General features: G+C 40.8%; 19 protein-coding genes. 5 read left to right on the forward strand and 14 right to left on the reverse strand.

Translation table 11 applies throughout. The features are described 5' to 3' along the window. The first annotated feature begins 20 nt into the window (after positions 1-20). Entirely contained in the window at positions 21-815 is a 795-nt protein-coding gene (locus tag L7A31_RS12240) for a sterol desaturase family protein (RefSeq protein WP_237361955.1), read from the forward strand. On the opposite strand, the gene L7A31_RS12245 is transcribed toward L7A31_RS12240, so the two are convergent. Next, a complete protein-coding gene (locus L7A31_RS12245) occupies positions 812-1,156 on the reverse strand; it encodes a DUF3802 family protein (RefSeq protein ID WP_237361956.1) in 345 nt (114 codons plus the stop codon). The genes L7A31_RS12240 and L7A31_RS12245 overlap by 4 nt on opposite strands. A gap of 262 nt (positions 1,157-1,418) precedes the next feature. On the opposite strand from L7A31_RS12245, the gene L7A31_RS12250 reads away from it, so the two are divergent. Further along, the gene (locus L7A31_RS12250) at positions 1,419-2,285 is read left to right on the forward strand and encodes a fructosamine kinase family protein (protein ID WP_237361957.1); all 867 of its coding nucleotides are present in this window, start codon (positions 1,419-1,421) and stop codon (positions 2,283-2,285) included. Between the two features lie 6 nt (positions 2,286-2,291). Here the strand turns inward: L7A31_RS12250 and L7A31_RS12255 are convergent, their stop codons facing one another. After that, entirely contained in the window at positions 2,292-2,906 is a 615-nt protein-coding gene (locus L7A31_RS12255; RefSeq protein WP_237361958.1) for a riboflavin synthase subunit alpha, read from the reverse strand. 114 nt (positions 2,907-3,020) lie between these two features. On the opposite strand from L7A31_RS12255, the gene L7A31_RS12260 reads away from it, so the two are divergent. Next, positions 3,021-4,391 (forward strand): MATE family efflux transporter, encoded by a 1,371-nt coding sequence (locus tag L7A31_RS12260; RefSeq protein WP_237361959.1) that lies wholly within the window; start codon positions 3,021-3,023, stop codon positions 4,389-4,391. Positions 4,392-4,504: 113 nt separating this feature from the next. Beyond that, positions 4,505-5,554, forward strand: a complete 1,050-nt coding sequence (locus L7A31_RS12265; RefSeq protein ID WP_237361961.1) for a DUF3080 family protein — start codon at positions 4,505-4,507, stop codon at positions 5,552-5,554. Between the two features lie 3 nt (positions 5,555-5,557). Here L7A31_RS12265 and L7A31_RS12270 read toward each other — a convergent pair whose 3' ends face one another. The 10 genes from L7A31_RS12270 to L7A31_RS12315 form a co-directional block, all read right to left on the reverse strand. Then, positions 5,558-6,409, reverse strand: coding sequence for a DNA ligase (locus L7A31_RS12270; RefSeq protein WP_237361963.1), 852 nt, complete (start codon positions 6,407-6,409; stop codon positions 5,558-5,560). 156 nt (positions 6,410-6,565) lie between these two features. Next, positions 6,566-7,129 (reverse strand): SH3 domain-containing protein, encoded by a 564-nt coding sequence (locus tag L7A31_RS12275; protein WP_237361964.1) that lies wholly within the window; start codon positions 7,127-7,129, stop codon positions 6,566-6,568. 129 nt (positions 7,130-7,258) lie between these two features. Next, positions 7,259-7,735 carry a potassium channel family protein gene (locus L7A31_RS12280; protein WP_237361965.1) on the reverse strand — a complete coding sequence of 159 codons (477 nt, stop codon included), beginning with the start codon at positions 7,733-7,735 and terminating at the stop codon, positions 7,259-7,261. An 18-nt stretch (positions 7,736-7,753) separates the two neighbouring features. Then, positions 7,754-9,514 carry a bifunctional lysophospholipid acyltransferase family protein/GNAT family N-acetyltransferase gene (locus L7A31_RS12285; protein ID WP_237361967.1) on the reverse strand — a complete coding sequence of 587 codons (1,761 nt, stop codon included), beginning with the start codon at positions 9,512-9,514 and terminating at the stop codon, positions 7,754-7,756. Positions 9,515-9,516: 2 nt separating this feature from the next. Next, on the reverse strand, positions 9,517-9,966 hold the full coding sequence (locus L7A31_RS12290; protein ID WP_237361968.1) for a hypothetical protein: 450 nt from the start codon (positions 9,964-9,966) through the stop codon (positions 9,517-9,519). 9 nt (positions 9,967-9,975) lie between these two features. Then, on the reverse strand, positions 9,976-10,413 hold the full coding sequence (locus L7A31_RS12295; protein WP_237361969.1) for a YHS domain-containing (seleno)protein: 438 nt from the start codon (positions 10,411-10,413) through the stop codon (positions 9,976-9,978). A 17-nt stretch (positions 10,414-10,430) separates the two neighbouring features. Next, entirely contained in the window at positions 10,431-11,180 is a 750-nt protein-coding gene (locus L7A31_RS12300; protein WP_237361970.1) for an NRDE family protein, read from the reverse strand. 2 nt (positions 11,181-11,182) lie between these two features. Continuing rightward, positions 11,183-11,737: a DinB family protein gene (locus tag L7A31_RS12305; protein WP_237361971.1), complete on the reverse strand. Its 555-nt coding sequence runs from the start codon at positions 11,735-11,737 to the stop codon at positions 11,183-11,185. Between the two features lie 29 nt (positions 11,738-11,766). Next, the gene (locus L7A31_RS12310) at positions 11,767-12,900 is read right to left on the reverse strand and encodes an ATP-grasp domain-containing protein (RefSeq protein ID WP_237361972.1); all 1,134 of its coding nucleotides are present in this window, start codon (positions 12,898-12,900) and stop codon (positions 11,767-11,769) included. After that, positions 12,897-13,484: a DedA family protein gene (locus tag L7A31_RS12315; protein ID WP_237361973.1), complete on the reverse strand. Its 588-nt coding sequence runs from the start codon at positions 13,482-13,484 to the stop codon at positions 12,897-12,899. Before L7A31_RS12315 ends, L7A31_RS12310 begins: the two co-directional genes overlap by 4 nt. Before the next feature lie 393 nt (positions 13,485-13,877). On the opposite strand from L7A31_RS12315, the gene L7A31_RS12320 reads away from it, so the two are divergent. Beyond that, positions 13,878-16,205 carry an FdhF/YdeP family oxidoreductase gene (locus L7A31_RS12320; RefSeq protein WP_237361974.1) on the forward strand — a complete coding sequence of 776 codons (2,328 nt, stop codon included), beginning with the start codon at positions 13,878-13,880 and terminating at the stop codon, positions 16,203-16,205. Between the two features lie 195 nt (positions 16,206-16,400). On the opposite strand, the gene L7A31_RS12325 is transcribed toward L7A31_RS12320, so the two are convergent. Further along, on the reverse strand, positions 16,401-17,177 hold the full coding sequence (locus L7A31_RS12325; protein ID WP_237361977.1) for a class I SAM-dependent methyltransferase: 777 nt from the start codon (positions 17,175-17,177) through the stop codon (positions 16,401-16,403). 58 nt (positions 17,178-17,235) lie between these two features. Beyond that, on the reverse strand, positions 17,236-17,997 hold the full coding sequence (locus L7A31_RS12330; protein WP_237361979.1) for a class I SAM-dependent methyltransferase: 762 nt from the start codon (positions 17,995-17,997) through the stop codon (positions 17,236-17,238). Positions 17,998-18,069: the final 72 nt, after the last annotated feature.

The following is an 18,069-nucleotide window of genomic DNA, read 5'->3' on the forward strand; positions in this document are numbered from 1 at the left end:
GATTGATAGTGGTTGTTGCTATGAGCGATGTAGAATTAGTCCGTATCACGTTATTTTTTGCTACATTGACAATTTGTGGCATTTGGGAAGCTGTGTTAACCCGAAACTCGTTACGTCGTAACATAAAGTTACGTTGGTTAAACAACTTTTCATTGGCCTCTTTAAATCTCGTGATCGTTAAAATTTTTATGCCGCTTGTTGTCTACAATGCTGCTAACTTGGCTATGCAATTGAATTTAGGCCTACTTAATCAATACAGAATCTCAGATGGGGTGGTTCTTTTACTATCCATCCTAGCGCTTGATTGTGTCATTTATTGGCAACACCGTCTGTTTCATAGGCTTTCGTTTTGTTGGCCGATGCATCGAGTCCATCATGCAGACCAAGATGTGGATATATCAACTGGCGTTAGGTTTCATCCAATCGAGATAGTACTTTCGTTAGGGATTAAGGCATCCACAGTGATTGTGCTTGGTATTAGCCCCGGTGCAGTAATCGTTTTTGAGGTTATTCTTAGCTCTAGTGCAATTTTCACCCACTGTAACGTAAGGCTAAGCCCGAATACTGACCGTTGGTTACGATACCTAATTGTGACTCCTAATATGCATAGAATCCATCACAGCACGGATGTAAAACATAGCAATCACAACTTCGGTTTCTTTTTGTCTATCTGGGATAGATTTTTTGGCAGCTACATAGAGCTGCCTATTCAAAGCTACAAGGTTGGTATCAAAGAATTTAACAACCAACGCGAGGTTTGGTTAGATAGGCTGCTTAGCCAGCCATTTAGAAAAAACACCTCGAATAAAAGTTAATCATATTTGGCGACAGCAGTATCGAAAAGGTTTTTTACCAAAGCAATATATTCGTCCAAGAAGTTTATTTGATCATTTGTTGCTGGCTTGGTCCATACTCCAGCCAATACTTCCCCTAGCTCCTCCACTACAACATCAGCTTCTTTTAAAAGCTGAAAACGAACACTAGAATGCAACTCTGGGTTCTGTTCAAAGATCGCCATAATATTACTAGCAACCATATCAGTCACAACATCTTCAACACTCTCTTCTCCTGTATCTCCATCCTCAGAAGCAAAGACGTCAAGATTGAATGCTAAATGTTCGATTAATGCTACATAACCATCGGTTTCGACAACCACAGTTTTCCTCCATTAAACAGTAGTGCAGGATTCGAAATTCCTTCACTAATACTAAGACAAAACTAACAAAATTAGCAATGTCACAATACAAGAGCAGGACAATTTTATGCACTGGGTGCATAAAAGCTATCGAGATTGTTCCAAATTGAGCCTAAATCACTAATAGTTATGAAGGTATATTCATTTATTTGAAAAAGACTTCAGAACGAACACAAAACATGATCTAAAATATGAACGAATCCTATTCGACCTTGGAGTAATTATGTGGCAAGCGATTTCTCAACAACTATCTGAGAAGTTAATGTTCTCATTCAGTATTTCAGAAAAAACGAAGCTGACAGGAGGAGAAATAAGCGAAGGCTATATGATTGGTGATGGGCGCGATAGGTACTTTGTGAAAGTCAACTCACGTGAGTTTCTACCAAACTTTGAAACTGAAGCCGAAAACATAAAGACTCTTAGAAATACAGATACAATTTATGTACCTGAGCTTGTCATGTCCGGCACCACAAAAAGCCACTCATTCCTAGTTCTTAACTACTTATCTGTTAAACCTTTAGAAGACAAACATAACAGCTTTTTGTTTGGTCAGCAGTTGGCCAAGCTTCACTCTTGGGGAGAACAAAAAGAGTATGGATTTGATCAGGACAACTATATAGGGACAACTATCCAACCCAACAAGTGGCATCGAAAGTGGCATCGTTTTTTTGCTGAGCAAAGAATAGGTTGGCAGCTTCAATTACTTGCTGAAAAAGGAATCGCCCTAGTGGACATCTCCGAATTCACCCAATTCGTCAGTGAGTCTCTAGCCCCTCATAACCCTCGCCCTGCTCTATTACACGGAGACTTATGGAATGGAAATACTGGCAACTCAGCTTTTGGTCCAATCTGCTACGATCCTGCTTGTTACTGGGGAGATAGAGAATGTGATATCGCCATGACAGAATTATTCGAAGGGTTTCAGCCAGAGTTTTATCAAGGCTATAAAAGTATTTACCCCCTTGATAATGGCTACAGTCAGCGCAAAGATATCTATAATCTATACCACATTCTAAACCACTGTAATCAATTTGGGGGTAACTACTTAGCTCAGGCAGAGAACCTAATTGAATCGATACTGAACCAATAAAACATTTTACTGATTAGCGTTTCTTTGCATCACTCGTTCAACTGTGTCTACGATAGCTTGAGTCTGTGGGTCAAACTCTACATTTACCTTATCTCCTACTTGACGCGAACCAAACAAGGTTCGCGTCAATGTCTCTGGAATTAAGTGGACGTTAAATGTATTTCCTTTTACTTCTCCGATGGTCAATGAGCAACCATCTAAGCCTATATAGCCTTTCTCCAATACGTATTTAATTTTGTCGCTAGGCACTGAGAACCAAATAGTCTTATTGTTTGGTGTATCTATGATATCAATAACCTCCGACATTATACTGATATGGCCAGACATGCTGTGCCCGCCGATTTCATCACCAAACTTAGCGGCTCGCTCTATATTCACGGAATCACCGACGTTAAGTTCACTCAAGTTTGTTGCACTTAGTGTTTCCTGCATCAAATCAAAAGAGACTTTTTCACCTTCTATGTGAGTTACCGTCAAGCAACAACCATTGTGTGCTACCGAGGCGCCGACAGTGAGGTTTTCACTTAGTTCTCCCGGCAGTTTTACGACGTGAGTTTGAAAGTCTTGTTTTTTATCTATGGCTTCAACAAACGCCATTCCTTGCACTATCCCAGTAAACATATACTTGCCCAAAAATTTTACGTGACACTAAGTGTGACATTTATTTATCATGCAAAAAACTATTTATTTAGATGATATAACCAAAGCCAATCATGATAATGGAGAGAGTTGTTTGTGCAACGATATAAAAAGGAAGCCCATACGCTTATAAAGCTTGCAACACCGGTGTTAATCGCTTCTGTCGCCCAGACTGGAATGGGATTTGTTGATACCATCATGGCCGGTGGTGTTAGTGCCACTGACATGGCCGCCGTCTCAATAGCTGCTAGTATATGGTTGCCGTCTATCTTGTTTGGCGTTGGCCTGTTAATGGCTTTGATTCCTATAGTCGCACAACTCAATGGTGCAGGACGTCAGAAAAAGATTGCCTACGAAATTCAGCAAGGCACAGCACTTGCGCTGTTTATTTCTTTACCTATCGTTTTAGTACTGTTTCAAACACATGAAATTCTCAATATCATGGATGTCCAACCATTGATGGCGGACAAAACCAATGGCTACATGCATGCAGTAATCTTTGCGGTACCTGCTTTTTTGCTATTCCAAACTTTGCGAAGCCTAACGGATGGGCTATCTCTAACAAAACCTGCCATGGTAATAGGTTTCATAGGATTAGCATGTAATATTCCTTTAAACTGGATCTTTGTATATGGCAAATTTGGTGCACCAGCTCTCGGCGGCGTTGGATGTGGAGTCGCGACAGCAATTGTCTATTGGCTGATGTTTTTTGCACTTCTCATCTATGTCATTACCTCGAAAAAAGTCGCAAAAGTAGGCCTTTTTGACCAGTTTTATACTCCTGAGTTAAAACCCATATTGCGCCTTTTCAAGCTAGGCTTGCCTGTTGCGCTGGCCGTATTCTTTGAAGTTACTCTGTTTGCAGTTGTGTCTTTGCTCGTAGCTCCTCTTGGACCGCTTGTTGTGGCCGCACACCAAGTCGCTATCAACTTTTCTTCGCTGATTTTTATGCTTCCTATGAGTATTGGCTCTGCGGTCAGTATCCGTGTCGGCCACACATTAGGTGAAGAGGACGTTAGCGGTGCTGCTATAGCCTCTAGAGTAGGTGTTTTACTGGGCCTTACTGTCACTATTGTGACGGCTACGCTAACGGTCTTATTACGTGAAAACATCGCAAATCTATACACGGGAAATAGAGCGGTAATTGAGTTAGCGGTGCAACTACTTGTCTTTGCTTCCGTCTATCAGTTTGCAGACACTGTCCAAGTTATCGCGGCTGGGGCACTACGTGGATACAAAGATATGGGCGCTATATTCAAGTGCACCTTTATCTCATATTGGATTTTCGGTTTACCTACTGGGTATATATTAGCTTTAACGAACTGGATTACGGAGCCAATGGGCGTGTATGGCTTTTGGATAGGCTTCATCGTCGGATTGTGTTTTGCAGCTAGTATGCTCGGATTTAGGTTACATTGGATGCACAAGCAGTCTGACGCAACACAATTAGAGTTTTCAACCAGATAATAACCATTCCGTACTAGGGCCGTTGGGTCCTAGTACTTGGTATTTCCATGCAATCAGTTCATCTAGGCTACCTTATACTATAAAGGATGACACCCAACTACTAGATAGCAGCAATGGCTACTTTGAGAATAGAGACCTACTTTATACAGCGTATAGGACTTCTTATTTCTACATTTTTGGTGTTTGGCTGCGATCAAAGATCAAATAACCCTGAAGCTCACTTTAAAGACTATATTGCACGAATCTCTGCCGTGCAGGAATCAGAAAAACTTACCATTCCTTCGACAATCTATCACCAAGTACCCGCTAAACGAGAACTTCAATTTGCATTACCAACAATTCAACTCGGCTTGCTAGAAGGTTACGAACTACGTAAGTGTGGACTGTTCCATTTAATAGCCGAGAGAAACTCAATTTTAGGCAAGGTACAAGACGATTTTCGACTTATGGAATTTCAAATTAAGCTGCTAAGTGGTTTAACCCATTGTATTCAATCAAATGCTATCAGCGAAGACTTGAAAGCCAAACTAATAAGGATTCAGCTAGACAAACAGCAACAGCTGCCATTTAGGCTATACAATCTAATATACGCTAGTCAATCTATGCAAAAGCAACTCAGCGCGACCCAATGGTTAGATAGCAGTTCTCTAACCGCGACAAACTCAATCAAACATGCAATGGAGACTATTAAAGGCTATCAATCATATTTGACAATTAACTCGACCAATCTTGCATCGTTAAGCAACCACCAAGAGCCGATTGAGAAGCAGTTAGTTTTAGGGCCTTTACTTTTTTCTTTACTGAATTCAGCACAACTTTTAGAAACCGCAACAGCGCAGCTTAAACGGTATGATCATAAAGTCATCTGTGGCAAAAACAGGAATCAAACACGTTTTAGGCACCTTATCAATGTGTTTCAAATTAGCTTTACTAAACGTATTCAACCTTATTTGGTTTCTCTAGACAGAATCTATCAAACGCTACAGCCAGAGCTAGTGATACTATCAACTCAATACCTTGATAGCCCTCATAGCAAAGAAAAATACACATTTCCGCTTAGTCCTGCTTATGAAAATTTCAAGACCACGGTTAAGGAACATGTACGTTACTGGCAGGCTCTTTTTAAAAGGTGCAGAGTGAACGTTAGCAACGTAATGAAATAGAGTTTATGGTCTCTCCCTAACGTATCGAGCAAATTTGGGTATTCCTTTATGTGTGTAACCATTAAACTTAAACATCACTCTTGAGCCAATAGGTGGCGGGCTTTCCCTTAATTTGTCGCTAAAACCACTGCCAATATAAAACTCTATGCCAGACTGCATTCTAACTAATAACGCCCCCATCATACCCTGATATTTTCCCGATCCAGCCTTATACCCTATCACTGTCGCTTCATCATCACTCGCCTGCTTTAACTTCAATAAACTGTCACTACGGCCTTGATGATACAAAGCAGTCACCTCACGCAGCATTAAACCTTCCCCGCCTCTCTCTATAACATTAGTTAGCTGGGCATACAGTTGCTGTTCAGTTTGCACTGAGTACTGAGGGACATAGGCAACGTGCTCTTCTTCTATCTCTTTAACGAGAGACTTTAACCTTGCATATCGCTGTTGGTAATTGCCTTTGTGATTTGGTAAATCAAACACCATATATCGAATCGAGCGCCACATTTCATCATTTGGTGTTTGGTCGAGAACTGTATTTTGTACAATGTAGTAATTCTGTCTGCCCGCCCATAGTTCCCCATCAAGAGCTATATTTGGTAAGCTTTTTGTAAACCAGCTAGGCGCATGAATGATATTGCCTTTTCTGGTTTTCAGCTCTGTACCCGTCCAAATAGCTCGTATGCCGTCCAGCTTTTCACTGTACCAATACTTCTGCATCTTTATGTTGCCGCTATAGCTGCGTGCTGTAGTGACAATCTCTGGAGCACGAGCAACGTCAGTCATACTCTGAGAGCTGGCTGAAAAAGACATGCTAATAGAAAGTGCCAATAAGCTAACTTTTATTGTCATAGAATTTAACTCATAACGAAGATCGTATGAGAAGTGTTCATTATCCAGAAGGTGATAGAAAGAACTCAGCTACGCAATCTTTCAACTAGGCACAAAATTTAGTCAAAGGCTTACTCTCTCTTTGCAGCGTTTCGCTAAGTGAATCTATTTTAGTAACTAGTTAAGAAACTCTAAAGTGTGGGGATCTAGATAAATTCGGTTGGAAATGTGTGTTTTACCACAGTAGGTAAAATAAACTTTCTTAGGTTTATGGGTAACGGAGAGATACCAACCACCATTGCGAATAAAGTCTTTAAGCGTGCATCGACCTGTGTTTATTAGCTCGTTTGCCATTTGTATGAAAGCGACCCTATGAGTAGAAAAATCATCTGAATACTCGATTGCTTTTTCTAATTGAGACATAGGAGACGGTGAGATGCTGCGAAGGTTTTGTGGCGAGATAAACTCATGAAACACCCATCGTGCAACCTCGCCTTCTAGGGCACTAGCACCATTTTCTCTCTCAAAACTTGCTGGATAATATTCCGAAATACGAGCCCAACCATTTTTAACTTCGAATACGCCCACAATTTCGCCTTGTTTCATAACATGGGAGATCTTGGCTTTCAAACTTGGCGCCAACCTGACATTCAGTTCGTCTACAGCTACAAGATAAACTTGTACTTTCGCGAGCACGATTCCGGAAAATAACAATAGCAAAATAGGCAAGATGGCTTTCATAGTCAGAATCACAAGAGGTCTATAAGCTACACAATGTTAAATGTAGCGCTCCTCACTCGATTTGTATCATTTATTAGCCAGATTGAATACTTAGATCATAAAAAATAACTGTTTATAGAAGAGAGTGAATCACTCATGCTTACTAGTACTAGAACGTGTTGATTGTTCGATTTTCTCTTCTAGCAGTTTTAGCCTTTTCAATATCTCTCTATTTTGCTTACGAAGCTCACGATTTTTTACGCCAGTATCTGAGAAGCCAAGCATCCGCTTGGCATACAAACTACCGACCACACCTAAGATACCCACACCAAATAAAAACATAGTGAACACTGCTAAGCGTCCAACAATAGTGACAGGGTAATGGTCACCAAAACCAATAGTTGAAGAAGACATGAACATCAACCAAATAGCATCACCCACACTGGTAATATTGGAGTGAGGGGCTTTAACTTCAGCGAAAAAAGCAATGAGACCTAAGAATATCGTGAGTAACAAATACAAAAGTAAGGCGAGAAAACCAATAACTCGATAGTTATAGTTTTTCACGCCAAATTCATCGATTTTGTAGCAACCTAACTTGTTGACTATTTTGTCTATGATTCCCATATGTAATCGCGCTTACAATCAGATCTGTTGATAGTCCGTTGTATCTTCTAAATACCATTTAGCTTCTTCTCTACCCATATATTTAGAAAGGGTTTTTAACGGTACAATCTTTAGGTCAACAACGATAAGACCATCTAAAGTATCGTTAAAGGCTGGGTCAACGTTAAAGCAGACTAACTTACCATTCATTCCCAAATACTGCCTGAGCAACACTGGAAGACCTTTCCCTTCTTCCATGCGAGACAGTACTTTGGAAAGCAGTGAAACGTTGGCTAAAGAGGAAAGTAAATTGGATTGCCAAAACGTATTGCCCGTTGTTCTAAGCGGTGTCGAAGGTGTAACTAAAGATGCTTTGTAGTCGTCATAGTGGTGGATAGAAAGCGTCGCCGCCATTAAATGTCTTGCAACATCGCTGTATTCGTTGCTAATACTTACCGGACCAAACAAGTGTGTATATTTAGGGTTGCGGTACATATAAGTAGCAATCCCTTTCCAAAGCAGTAACAGCGAATTAATATTCCGTTGATACTTCTTAGCCACGACCGAACGCCCTACTTCTATGCAGTTGCCAAGTGTATCGATGAACTCTTGCTCATATTGAAACAGGCTACGTGAGTATAAACCTTGTAAGCCATTATTCTCTATCAACTGGTCAACTACGCCCAATCGATACGATCCGACGAGCTCTTTGTTTTCTTTATGCCAGACAAAAAGTTGCTGATAGTGGAGATCGTATTCATCAACATCACAAGCAAGGCCTGAACCTTCTCCGACTTCTCTGAAGCTTTCTTCTCTTACTCGCCCAATTTCCTGCATCATGGAAGGAATCGTTTGTGTCCCAACACAATAAACAGCGAACTCTTTGTGTTCTAACAACAACGCCGACTCTGGTAACGTCGAAAGCTCTGCCTCGAGTAATTCTGGCTCGATAGGCTCAATAATTGGCGTTTGATAGTTGACTGTCGTGGGTGATAGGTCATTGGAGGAGGAAGACATCAGATATGTGTTTAAGCGAAAATAATTGACAAGATCTTTATCGGTCTCAAAGTCCTTTATTTCCGTATAAGGAATTGGACTCCCCAACGATATACGAATGGTTTTGTCCGCCTTATTCAATAACTCCCTTCCCAATAACGCGGTTCTAAGCAGTGGGTGAATACGTCCAGCTTGATAAAATAGACGACTGTTTTCACCATTAACAAATATCGGAAGCGTCACAGCTTTGCTTCTTTTTACGAACTTAGCAACTGAGTTACTCCATTCGATATCTGACAGCATGCTAGACGATTTGCTATAGGTGGAAACTTCACCAGCAGGGAAAACAACTAATACACCGCCATCGGCAAGATGTTGATGGGCTTCTCGTACGCCCTTAGAGTTTGTTTTTCTAGCATTTTTGCCATTGAATACATCAATACCTATAAACAGGTCTTCTATCTCTGGTAAGCGCTTGAGCAATTCATTCGCTAGAACTTTTACGTCTTTTCGAACTTTGCCAATAAAGTCAGCAAGAATAACACCTTCAATAGCACCTAAAGGGTGGTTGGCCACAATCACTAGTGGACCTTCTTTGGGAATATCCTCGATGTTTCCTCTTTCTAAACTGTAATCAATACCTAGTGTAGAAAGCGTGTAATTCATGAACTCAAAGCTCGTTGGATCTTTTGGCTTCCCTTGATAATGACCATCGAGTTTTGATAAACCTGTTAACCACTCAACAAAAGACTCTCCAATGCCAAATGGGGTACGTCGTGGCAAACGAAAAGGACTTCCAAGCATACTTACTCCGTTGTAGTTACAAACCGACTCAAGACTCCGCCTTGCTTAATATCTCTCACAGTTAAATAGACTCCACAAAGCCAAACAACACACGCCATCCCAAACAACAGCCCGTCATCGTTACCAATAATTTGGCCTTGAGCGTTAAATTCTGGCATCACTACACCTAATGGTGTAAATAAATGGAAATAGATTGCTCCAGTCATAATGCCAACACTTAATATTGCTCCATAACCATGAAAGCGAGTGAAAAGCAATATTGCGGCAATTAGCTCCATAATGCCTATAGCGTAGCCACCTACACTACCAAACCAATCAAAGCCTGACCACTCCCCAAGTGTGCCAAATATATAGTTGGTCTCAAAAGAGCCAGTAAATTTAAAAAAAAGTGACTGAACGAAAACAAATGCAATAAATGCAGAAGGAAGGTGTTTACTCGCGGTAAATTTCATAACATATCCCTAGTTAATTAACTTCGGCCAGTTCTCATCAGCCTGACGAATATGTAGAGCAGTATCTTGCTCCCATTTTTCCTTTATTTCTTTGTTGTAATTGATATACAACTTGCCATCAACAATCGACCATTGCAGAGGGTCCCCAGAAGCAAAGTCATTTTTAGCCGATACAGCCCAAGCACAATAACCACCATACTGTGGCGCATATTTTTCAGGATCCCGAAGAAACTTTTCTAAATTCTCTTTTGAAGAAAAGTACCAAGTCGCTTCTTTGTATTCAGTGACATAGTCTGAATCCCCTTTAACAGGCTTCCCTTCAACAAAATAAGCGACGGTGTCATAACCACTTAAAGCTTTGTCACTAAAAAAGCTCGTATATATTTCATCTTGTGCCCATGAGGAGAAACTCATCGTCAACAAAACAATAGCAAGTAATTTCTTCATATCTTGTATCCTCCAATTTACGATACAAATATCTCCGAAGGTGAAATCTGGTAGCTATTATTTGTTAACGACTCTTGTGTCAGGTTTTGACAAGGTGAACCTGGTACATAGGCCATGCTTTTTCTAGCAGACGTCACTGTTAAATAAGTAAAACTGACGGTTTTAGCATCTTCCCGACTCATACATGTCGACATATGAGGGAACTCCGGGTGATGGTGTGTATGAAATTGAATAAGAGTGGATATACTCTTTTCCTTCGCGGTTAATTCCTGATAGATTCGCTGCCGATAAACCTGAACATTGACTGGGTCTACTTTGGAAGAAAACAAAGGCGAATCCGTTGGGAAAATACTGCTAGTTTGGCCATCCCAAGCAAATGCAATGACATCCATGTTATTCCTTGTGAGCTTCGGATCGAACGCTAGTAATGTAAACGGAGTATAAGAGTTCAGGTCTACTTTTTTAAATGCCGTAGAAACATCAGATACTGAATTAAATACAGATAAGTCCTTTAGAAGCTGACCTCGACTTATCAACGTCCCGTTTGGTACGAGACCTTGGTAGTTATTCAAAATACACAGTGACAGCCCATGCTCATTCATACTGATCCAGCTACCCATACCAACAGGATCAATTGGCATCAGGACTGATGTGCCTTCAACGTCAAGTTGCTGGGGAGGTAGTGCAACTGCGCGTGAACGCTGCTCGTCTCGATTAAAAAGAACTTGATAGCCATCTTCCGTTGTAAGCCAAGATACTGAACACATAATCATTGTTCCCGAATAAAAGTTGCAGTTGCTGGCGCGACACCAAACTCTTCGCACGTTGCATTGCCCAGCATTTTCGAGAGCACCTTTGCCATCGCGTAATGGTGAGTGGCATGAAGCGCAGCAAAGGTAATTTCGCGAATCAATGTTGAAGACATCGCACTAGATTCTGTCTGCGAAACTGATACTTCAGTAAGAATGGTTACAGGCTCTAATAACTCTTCTTCATTTACTTCTTTCAACCATTGAATGATGGCTTGTACTTCTCCCATCGCTGCACTTTTACTTTGCTCTACATCATGACCTCGTCGACGCTGGTTGTAATCGATAATTTGACGAGATTTGGTTAGAGAATGAAAGATATCTAATACATGTCGGAAGTGCTGCCCAATTGAACTCGAAAAATATGGTTCAACAATAGCCACGTAGTCTTTTTCTGGTAACTTTTCTAAGAACAAAAAGCCCTGCTCTAACGTTTCAATACACCCTTTAACTGCAATTGAAGGCGAATGTTGCTCTCTTATATCTTCTAGTACTTTATTTGATGTAACAAACATAGGTATCCTTGCAAAATATTTAAGCCAAATTAGTCGGTGCTTGGGTATTGAGCCGTAAGAGATTTTTCTTCTTTCCAAGCCTTCAATAAACTAGTGATCGAAGGAACTCTGTGTCCCCTCTTTTTTTGTTTCGCTCCGATATCAAAGAGTATTCGGTACTGAGTAAGCAAAGTGGAAAATATATCTTTAAGAGGGGTACGACTATCCCATATATGGGCTGCTTCACTACTTGCACCATTTATCTCTAAGATGGTGAATGATTCTCCGTTCATAAACTGATTAATATCTGCAAATTTGATATCTAAACGCCCATAATGGAAACCGTCAATATCATCAAAGATTGCGTCTAACTTACGAGTTAGCTTATCGGTAATAAACTGGTTTCCATTTCGAAATATAGAGCCCCTACAATGGCTCCCTGAAAACGCCAATTGAAACTCTTCGTTTTGTTCAATTACCTGGTCTAGCTTCTCGGCGTGTCTGGGTTTGTACAAATGTTGCAGCTTTCCCGCTCTAGGGCAGGAATCAATTAGTTGCCCAAGCGTTTTCACTCCATCCCCAACTACAACTGGCGCATACTTCAAGGTTATCGAAATAATCTTACCTTTGTCTTCGCCAGGGTATCGCACATAAAATACGCCCGCTTCAGCTTGATATGGTGCTTTTTCTTGCAATAAGTAGCGCGCACCATTTGGGAATGTTTCTATGTAATCTTGTAACGCTTTCTGTTCTGTCAGTAACTTTACTCCTGCTCCTCTGCAACCCATATCTGGTTTGGCAACAATAGGAAATTGGATGTTTGCTTTATCTAGTTCAGCAACAGCGTGGGCATATTGATTAGAAACAGGTTCATCCGTTTTTGAAAGTGTAATAAACGGAGAAATCCACTGGTTCGCACTTTCACCAGCTAGGCTTAGGATGTCATGTTTTGACTCTCCGACCATGCCACTAAGATGAATACTTGGGTTTGCTATTAAAGGAAGCCTCCAATCAATGTGTCTCAGGCCCTGAACTAGGCTTTGCACAACAACTGGGGTGTAAAAAAACCAACTAGGCAAAAACTCATAAGGTGAAACAGTCCGTTCTGAGTCAAACTCAATCAAAGGCATTCCTGCATTTACTCTACCTTGTTCAATACATTGAACAGATTCTCTCGATTTCATGAATAGCCTCTTGTGAACGACTTATTGACGACACGGTTAACAACGAATAGTACGACCAATGCCAAAGGAATTATCATCCAGTGGTATTGTGATGATTGAGCCCAAGCCGTCATACCTAAATAATAAATAGTTGAGAATACTAGCAAAGTCCAAAGTGATGTTGCGAAAATGACCGCTAAACTAAATGTTGCTAGTGGAATGGAGAAAAAACCACTTAATGTAAAGCCAATACTTCTAAGGCCGGGAACAAAACGAATAATAAAGATATTCAAAAATGCATTCTGTCTGAACTTTCTTCTCAGCACCCTAAAGTATCTATTTGTCAGTGTCTTATATCGCAGCCCACGAAAATGACGACAGAGTTTCCCAAGATAATAAAGAGCTAGATCACCACTTGCGATGCCAATGAATATCGAAATGAGCGCTATGGGCATACTCATCACCCCTTGAGCCGCGAGCGTTGCTGCTGTAATGATGGCTAGGTCTTCTAACAAGTATGAAAGGAGAATGATCCCTACCGCCAATAGATACCAAGAATGTGGTGTTGCTGTTAAATATTCATGTACTTGGTTTACGAGTGACACAGAATCTCCTTCGTTTTCTCTACACGTGAATGCTTGCTAGACTGCTACTATATGATTGAGCAACATCTTATTTGACCGAGACCTGTTAAGAAAAATTGCATTGATCTGTTAATTAAGCATGAAATCTTTTCTTTCCGAGTGGATAGTGAAAGAAACATATCCTATTTATCAATTACATACTCTCACTGTAATCATTTGGGCAATTAACCCCAATGCAAATAATGTTATTAGCGAGTAGAATGCCTATATGGTTGTATCAATGCACCCAGATAAGCCACTTCAAGGTATGTGGCTATAGAATACTTGATTCTTTTTAAACTCAAATAGTTACGTTTTTAAAAGTTGAACAGTATCATTAAACAGAACTAAGATATTTCTAAAAAAGCAAAAGCCATGGTTAAGAAAAAAATAGAAAAGTATCAACATGCTGCAGGTGGTTGGGGAGCCCTTGCAAGTACAGCTCGTCATCTAATTAAGAGTGAAAATGTTGCAAAAAACATCCGTAACTTGCTAAAAACCAATCAAAATATCGGTTTCGATTGCCCTGGTTGTGCCTGGGGCGACGAGCTTCAGCATTCTCACTTTAAATTCTGCGAAAATGGTGCGAAAGCGGTGAACTGGGAAGCTACGAAGAAACGTGTCACCGCTGAGTTTTTTGCTAAGCACCCGGTCAGCTGGCTTAAAAAGCAAGACGGCTATTTTCTGGAATATCAAGGCCGCCTTTCACAACCCATGGTTTACAACGCTGATACCGACCATTATCAGCCTATCAGTTGGAAAGAAGCGTTTGAACTAGTCGCAGAAGAACTCAATGCACTCGAAAGTCCTGACCAAGCAGAATTCTATACTTCTGGCCGAGCAAGTAACGAAGCAGCATTCATGTATCAGCTTTTTGTCAGAAAATTCGGCACTAACAATTTCCCAGATTGCTCAAACATGTGCCACGAAGCGAGCGGCGTAGCTCTGAATCAATCAATAGGTATCGGCAAAGGTACTGTCACACTGGAAGACTTTGAAAACGCTGACGCGATCTTTATCTTTGGCCAAAATCCCGCAACGAACCACCCTCGTATGATGGATACTCTCTATAAGGCTTCTAAACGTGGTGCCAGTATCGTCAGCTTCAACACTCTAAAGGAAAGAGGACTTGAGCGTTTTTCTAATCCACAAAATAAATTAGAAATGATCAAGCGAGGATCAACTCCTATTAGTAGCCTATACCTCACACCTAAGCTTGGTGGCGACATGGCTGCCGTTCGCGGGATGGTCAAATATACTCTTGAACAACATAAAGAAAAAGTCGCTAACGGTGAACAAGGTATATTTGATGAACAGTTTCTCGCTGAGCATTGTGATGGTGTCCAACAATATTTAGAGGTTGTAGCACAAACCAGTTGGGATAAGATTGAAGCGCAATCTGGGCTATCAAGAACGCAGATAGAACAAGCAGCAAAATTACATTTGAAATCTCAAAAAGTAATCTGCACTTGGGCAATGGGTGTAACCCAACATAAACACTCAGTTCAAACGATACAGGAAATCGTGAACTTTCAGCTTTTACGTGGACAAATTGGCAAACTCGGAGCAGGACTCTGCCCAGTACGTGGTCATAGTAACGTGCAAGGTGATCGAACAATGGGAATTCACGAGAAGCCCAACCCAACGTTGCTCAAGAATATAGAAAATGCATTTGGTTTTACGCCACCAGCCCACGAAGGACACAACGTTGTACAAGCAATCCAAGCCATGAATGAAGGAAAAAGTAAGGTATTTATTGGTCTTGGTGGCAACTTTTCAGCAGCTACACCGGATACAGAGCTCACTGAAAAAGCGATGAGCAGCTGTAATTTAACGGTGCATATCGCGACTAAACTAAACCGCAGTCACCTCGTAACGGGCAAGAAAGCATTGATACTTCCTTGCTTGGGTAGAACTGATATCGATATCCAGAAATCAGGTCCTCAAAAAGTCACTGTAGAAGATTCTTTTAGTATGGTGCACTCTTCAGCCGGTGTGATAGACAGCGATACAGGAGACATGAAATCCGAAGTCGCGATTATTGCTGGTATCGCGCAAGCGACACTTGGCAATACACCCGTAAATTGGGATGAGTTAACCGACGACTACGATAATATTCGTGACTACATAGAAAAAGTCATACCAGGGTTTAATGATTTCAATAGAAAACTTCAGCAACCAGGTGGCTTTTATTTAGGAAACTCTGCAGCTGAACTGAAATGGAATACTAAGAATGGTAAAGCGACATTCTACTCACATTCATTGCCAGATTCAGTGATTCCCAAGATTGTTAGTGATCAACAAGAGAGCTCAGGTATTTATGTATTGCAAACAACAAGGACACACGATCAATACAATACTACTGTTTATGGGATGGATGACCGGTACCGCGGCATATACGGCATACGTAAAGTTCTTTTGATGAACAAAGACGATATTGAAGCGCTCGGATTAAAGCACGAGGATACCGTTGCGATGCGAACAGTATGGCATGATGATCAAGAAAGGAAGGTCACAGGCTTTACTGTTGTTGAATACGATATCCCTAGAGGAAATATAACCGCTTATTACCCAGAAACGAACCCTTTAGTTCCATTGGACAGCTATGGTGACATGAGTTGGACACCTACTTCAAAATCCATTGCTGTGGAAGTGCTAAAAGATAATGAGTCGAACCAATTAGACATTAAAACAAAGAGCTAGACTATTATCTATCAATTTAAAGGGAGCACTAGCTCCCTTTGTTGTCTTTAAAGCTTAACTTTCAATATGATTGAAAATGCATATAATTGCAATTGGCTTTTCGAGTTGCGTTTTAAAGATGAGCATTTTCTACAACTAAATGGACTTACACGGAAGTGGAAAGCCGACTATTTGTCACTGAGCTTAGTAAACACCCTACTTGCGACACTGAAAACGATATACTTTTAGCTCGCCATCTTGAATCGCTTTCGCTGTCAAAGAAAACGCTTCAACGTGACTCTCGTACTCTTTGCGATCAAACTTACTGATAAACTCTGATTGAGTTGGCTCCGTTTTCAACCTTTCTACAATATCGATATTGTATCGGGTATAGTCTTCGTCTTGAGACACACATTTCAATAAGTTAAACCCAGACCTTGCAAGTAACTCTGTGTAGCCTTCCACAGTCATAGGAAATACCGTTAAATCATCAACATCACAAAATTTCTGCATGATTGGGCCCCATTTAACATCGGCACTTAACCAATCATTAATTAGCAGCAGACCTCCCGGCTTTAACACACGAAAAGCCTCATCAAAGATCGGCTGCTTGTCCTCTACATGAGTCAAAACACCTTTGCTGTATACGATATCGAACGATTCAGACTTAAATGGTAAACAAGCCTCTCGACTAGTTACGAAGTCTAACTGAGATGAAAGCGCTGTGGGCGTATTGCGCTTCGCTTGCTCCGTCATTCTTTCATTGATCTCTAGGCCCGTAACATAAGCGTTATGCTCCCTAGCCAAGTAATAGGCTGTTCCACCCAGCCCTGAACCAATTTCTAAACAATGTTGGTGTGATATATCAAACCCTTCGAAAATTACATCAATGGCTTCTGAGCCGCCTTCTGACATCATCCCTTTGCCATAAGCGAGTTCTAAGCACTGACAGTAATCCTCTGTATATTCTTGTAGTAATTTTTCTATGCTCATTTAACTAACTCTACTTAAAACTCGTATTATATTGGAGGTTGAATATTGAGCGTATCAACTAACATTGTATTTTGCCGATATACAATTTGCAGTCATATTCGAATTGGACACGACCATTAACCGAATACTTTTCGAAAGCTGTCTTTAACTCTGCAACCGCGGCTTGATAATCTTGTGATGATTCTTTCGGACAATACGAACATGAACGGAGGCGTCCTAGCATGCCCTCAAAATCAAATTCTTGAGTATTGATAAACGAAAACGTATCCATTTCGTTATTACAGAAAAACGAAGCTAATTGTTGCTCAGACAAATTTTGGTGATTCACTTGGCTATAGTCAGTGGCGTACTTTTTAAGAACATCTTCATAGGCGGCTTGGCACCCTTCACCGTATTTCCTATCGTTCCAAATTAGTGCTAATCGACCATTTTCCCTAAGGATTCGTGCGAATTCAGCTTTTGTTTCTTGGTTATTAAACCAATGGAATGCCTGTGCTGCGGTGACTAAATCAACAGAATCATCTAGCAAGCCAGTGCATTCTGCGGAGCCATTTTTACTGACAAACTTACTGTTTCCAATAAGTTTTACTTCAGCAGCATGTCGCATTTCTTCGTTGGGTTCCACGGCAAACACCTCTGCGCCATACTCTAGCAGAAGTTCAGTAAAGATCCCTGTCCCCGAACCCACATCAGCAACCACAGGAATTGTTGCTGAGCCTGTGTGTTCAAGAATTTTTTTTAGAAGGGAATTTGGATAGCTTGGTCTATATTTTTCATAATCTTCAACGCGGGTAGAGAATCTTTGCTTAGAGTCGTTCATCTTTATCTCCCATACCAAATCTTATTAGTCAGCTTTCGCACAGCAGATATTATATGAGTTATCGGTAAATGA

This window comes from Vibrio marisflavi CECT 7928, assembly GCF_921294215.1.
GTDB lineage: Bacteria > Pseudomonadota > Gammaproteobacteria > Enterobacterales > Vibrionaceae > Vibrio > Vibrio marisflavi.

Bases quoted from the DNA above. Each gene is read 5' to 3' on its own strand.
- L7A31_RS12240 (WP_237361955.1), top strand. From the start codon at position 21: ATGAGCGATGTAGAATTAGTCCGTATCACGTTATTTTTTGCTACATTG.
- L7A31_RS12250 (WP_237361957.1), top strand. From the start codon at position 1,419: ATGTGGCAAGCGATTTCTCAACAACTATCTGAGAAGTTAATGTTCTCA.
- L7A31_RS12255 (WP_237361958.1), bottom strand. From the start codon at position 2,906: ATGTTTACTGGGATAGTGCAAGGAATGGCGTTTGTTGAAGCCATAGAT.
- L7A31_RS12265 (WP_237361961.1), top strand. From the start codon at position 4,505: ATGGCTACTTTGAGAATAGAGACCTACTTTATACAGCGTATAGGACTT.
- L7A31_RS12270 (WP_237361963.1), bottom strand. From the start codon at position 6,409: ATGACAATAAAAGTTAGCTTATTGGCACTTTCTATTAGCATGTCTTTT.
- L7A31_RS12275 (WP_237361964.1), bottom strand. From the start codon at position 7,129: ATGAAAGCCATCTTGCCTATTTTGCTATTGTTATTTTCCGGAATCGTG.
- L7A31_RS12280 (WP_237361965.1), bottom strand. From the start codon at position 7,735: ATGGGAATCATAGACAAAATAGTCAACAAGTTAGGTTGCTACAAAATC.
- L7A31_RS12285 (WP_237361967.1), bottom strand. From the start codon at position 9,514: ATGCTTGGAAGTCCTTTTCGTTTGCCACGACGTACCCCATTTGGCATT.
- L7A31_RS12290 (WP_237361968.1), bottom strand. From the start codon at position 9,966: ATGAAATTTACCGCGAGTAAACACCTTCCTTCTGCATTTATTGCATTT.
- L7A31_RS12295 (WP_237361969.1), bottom strand. From the start codon at position 10,413: ATGAAGAAATTACTTGCTATTGTTTTGTTGACGATGAGTTTCTCCTCA.
- L7A31_RS12300 (WP_237361970.1), bottom strand. From the start codon at position 11,180: ATGTGTTCAGTATCTTGGCTTACAACGGAAGATGGCTATCAAGTTCTT.
- L7A31_RS12305 (WP_237361971.1), bottom strand. From the start codon at position 11,737: ATGTTTGTTACATCAAATAAAGTACTAGAAGATATAAGAGAGCAACAT.
- L7A31_RS12310 (WP_237361972.1), bottom strand. From the start codon at position 12,900: ATGAAATCGAGAGAATCTGTTCAATGTATTGAACAAGGTAGAGTAAAT.
- L7A31_RS12320 (WP_237361974.1), top strand. From the start codon at position 13,878: ATGGTTAAGAAAAAAATAGAAAAGTATCAACATGCTGCAGGTGGTTGG.
- L7A31_RS12325 (WP_237361977.1), bottom strand. From the start codon at position 17,177: ATGAGCATAGAAAAATTACTACAAGAATATACAGAGGATTACTGTCAG.
- L7A31_RS12330 (WP_237361979.1), bottom strand. From the start codon at position 17,997: ATGAACGACTCTAAGCAAAGATTCTCTACCCGCGTTGAAGATTATGAA.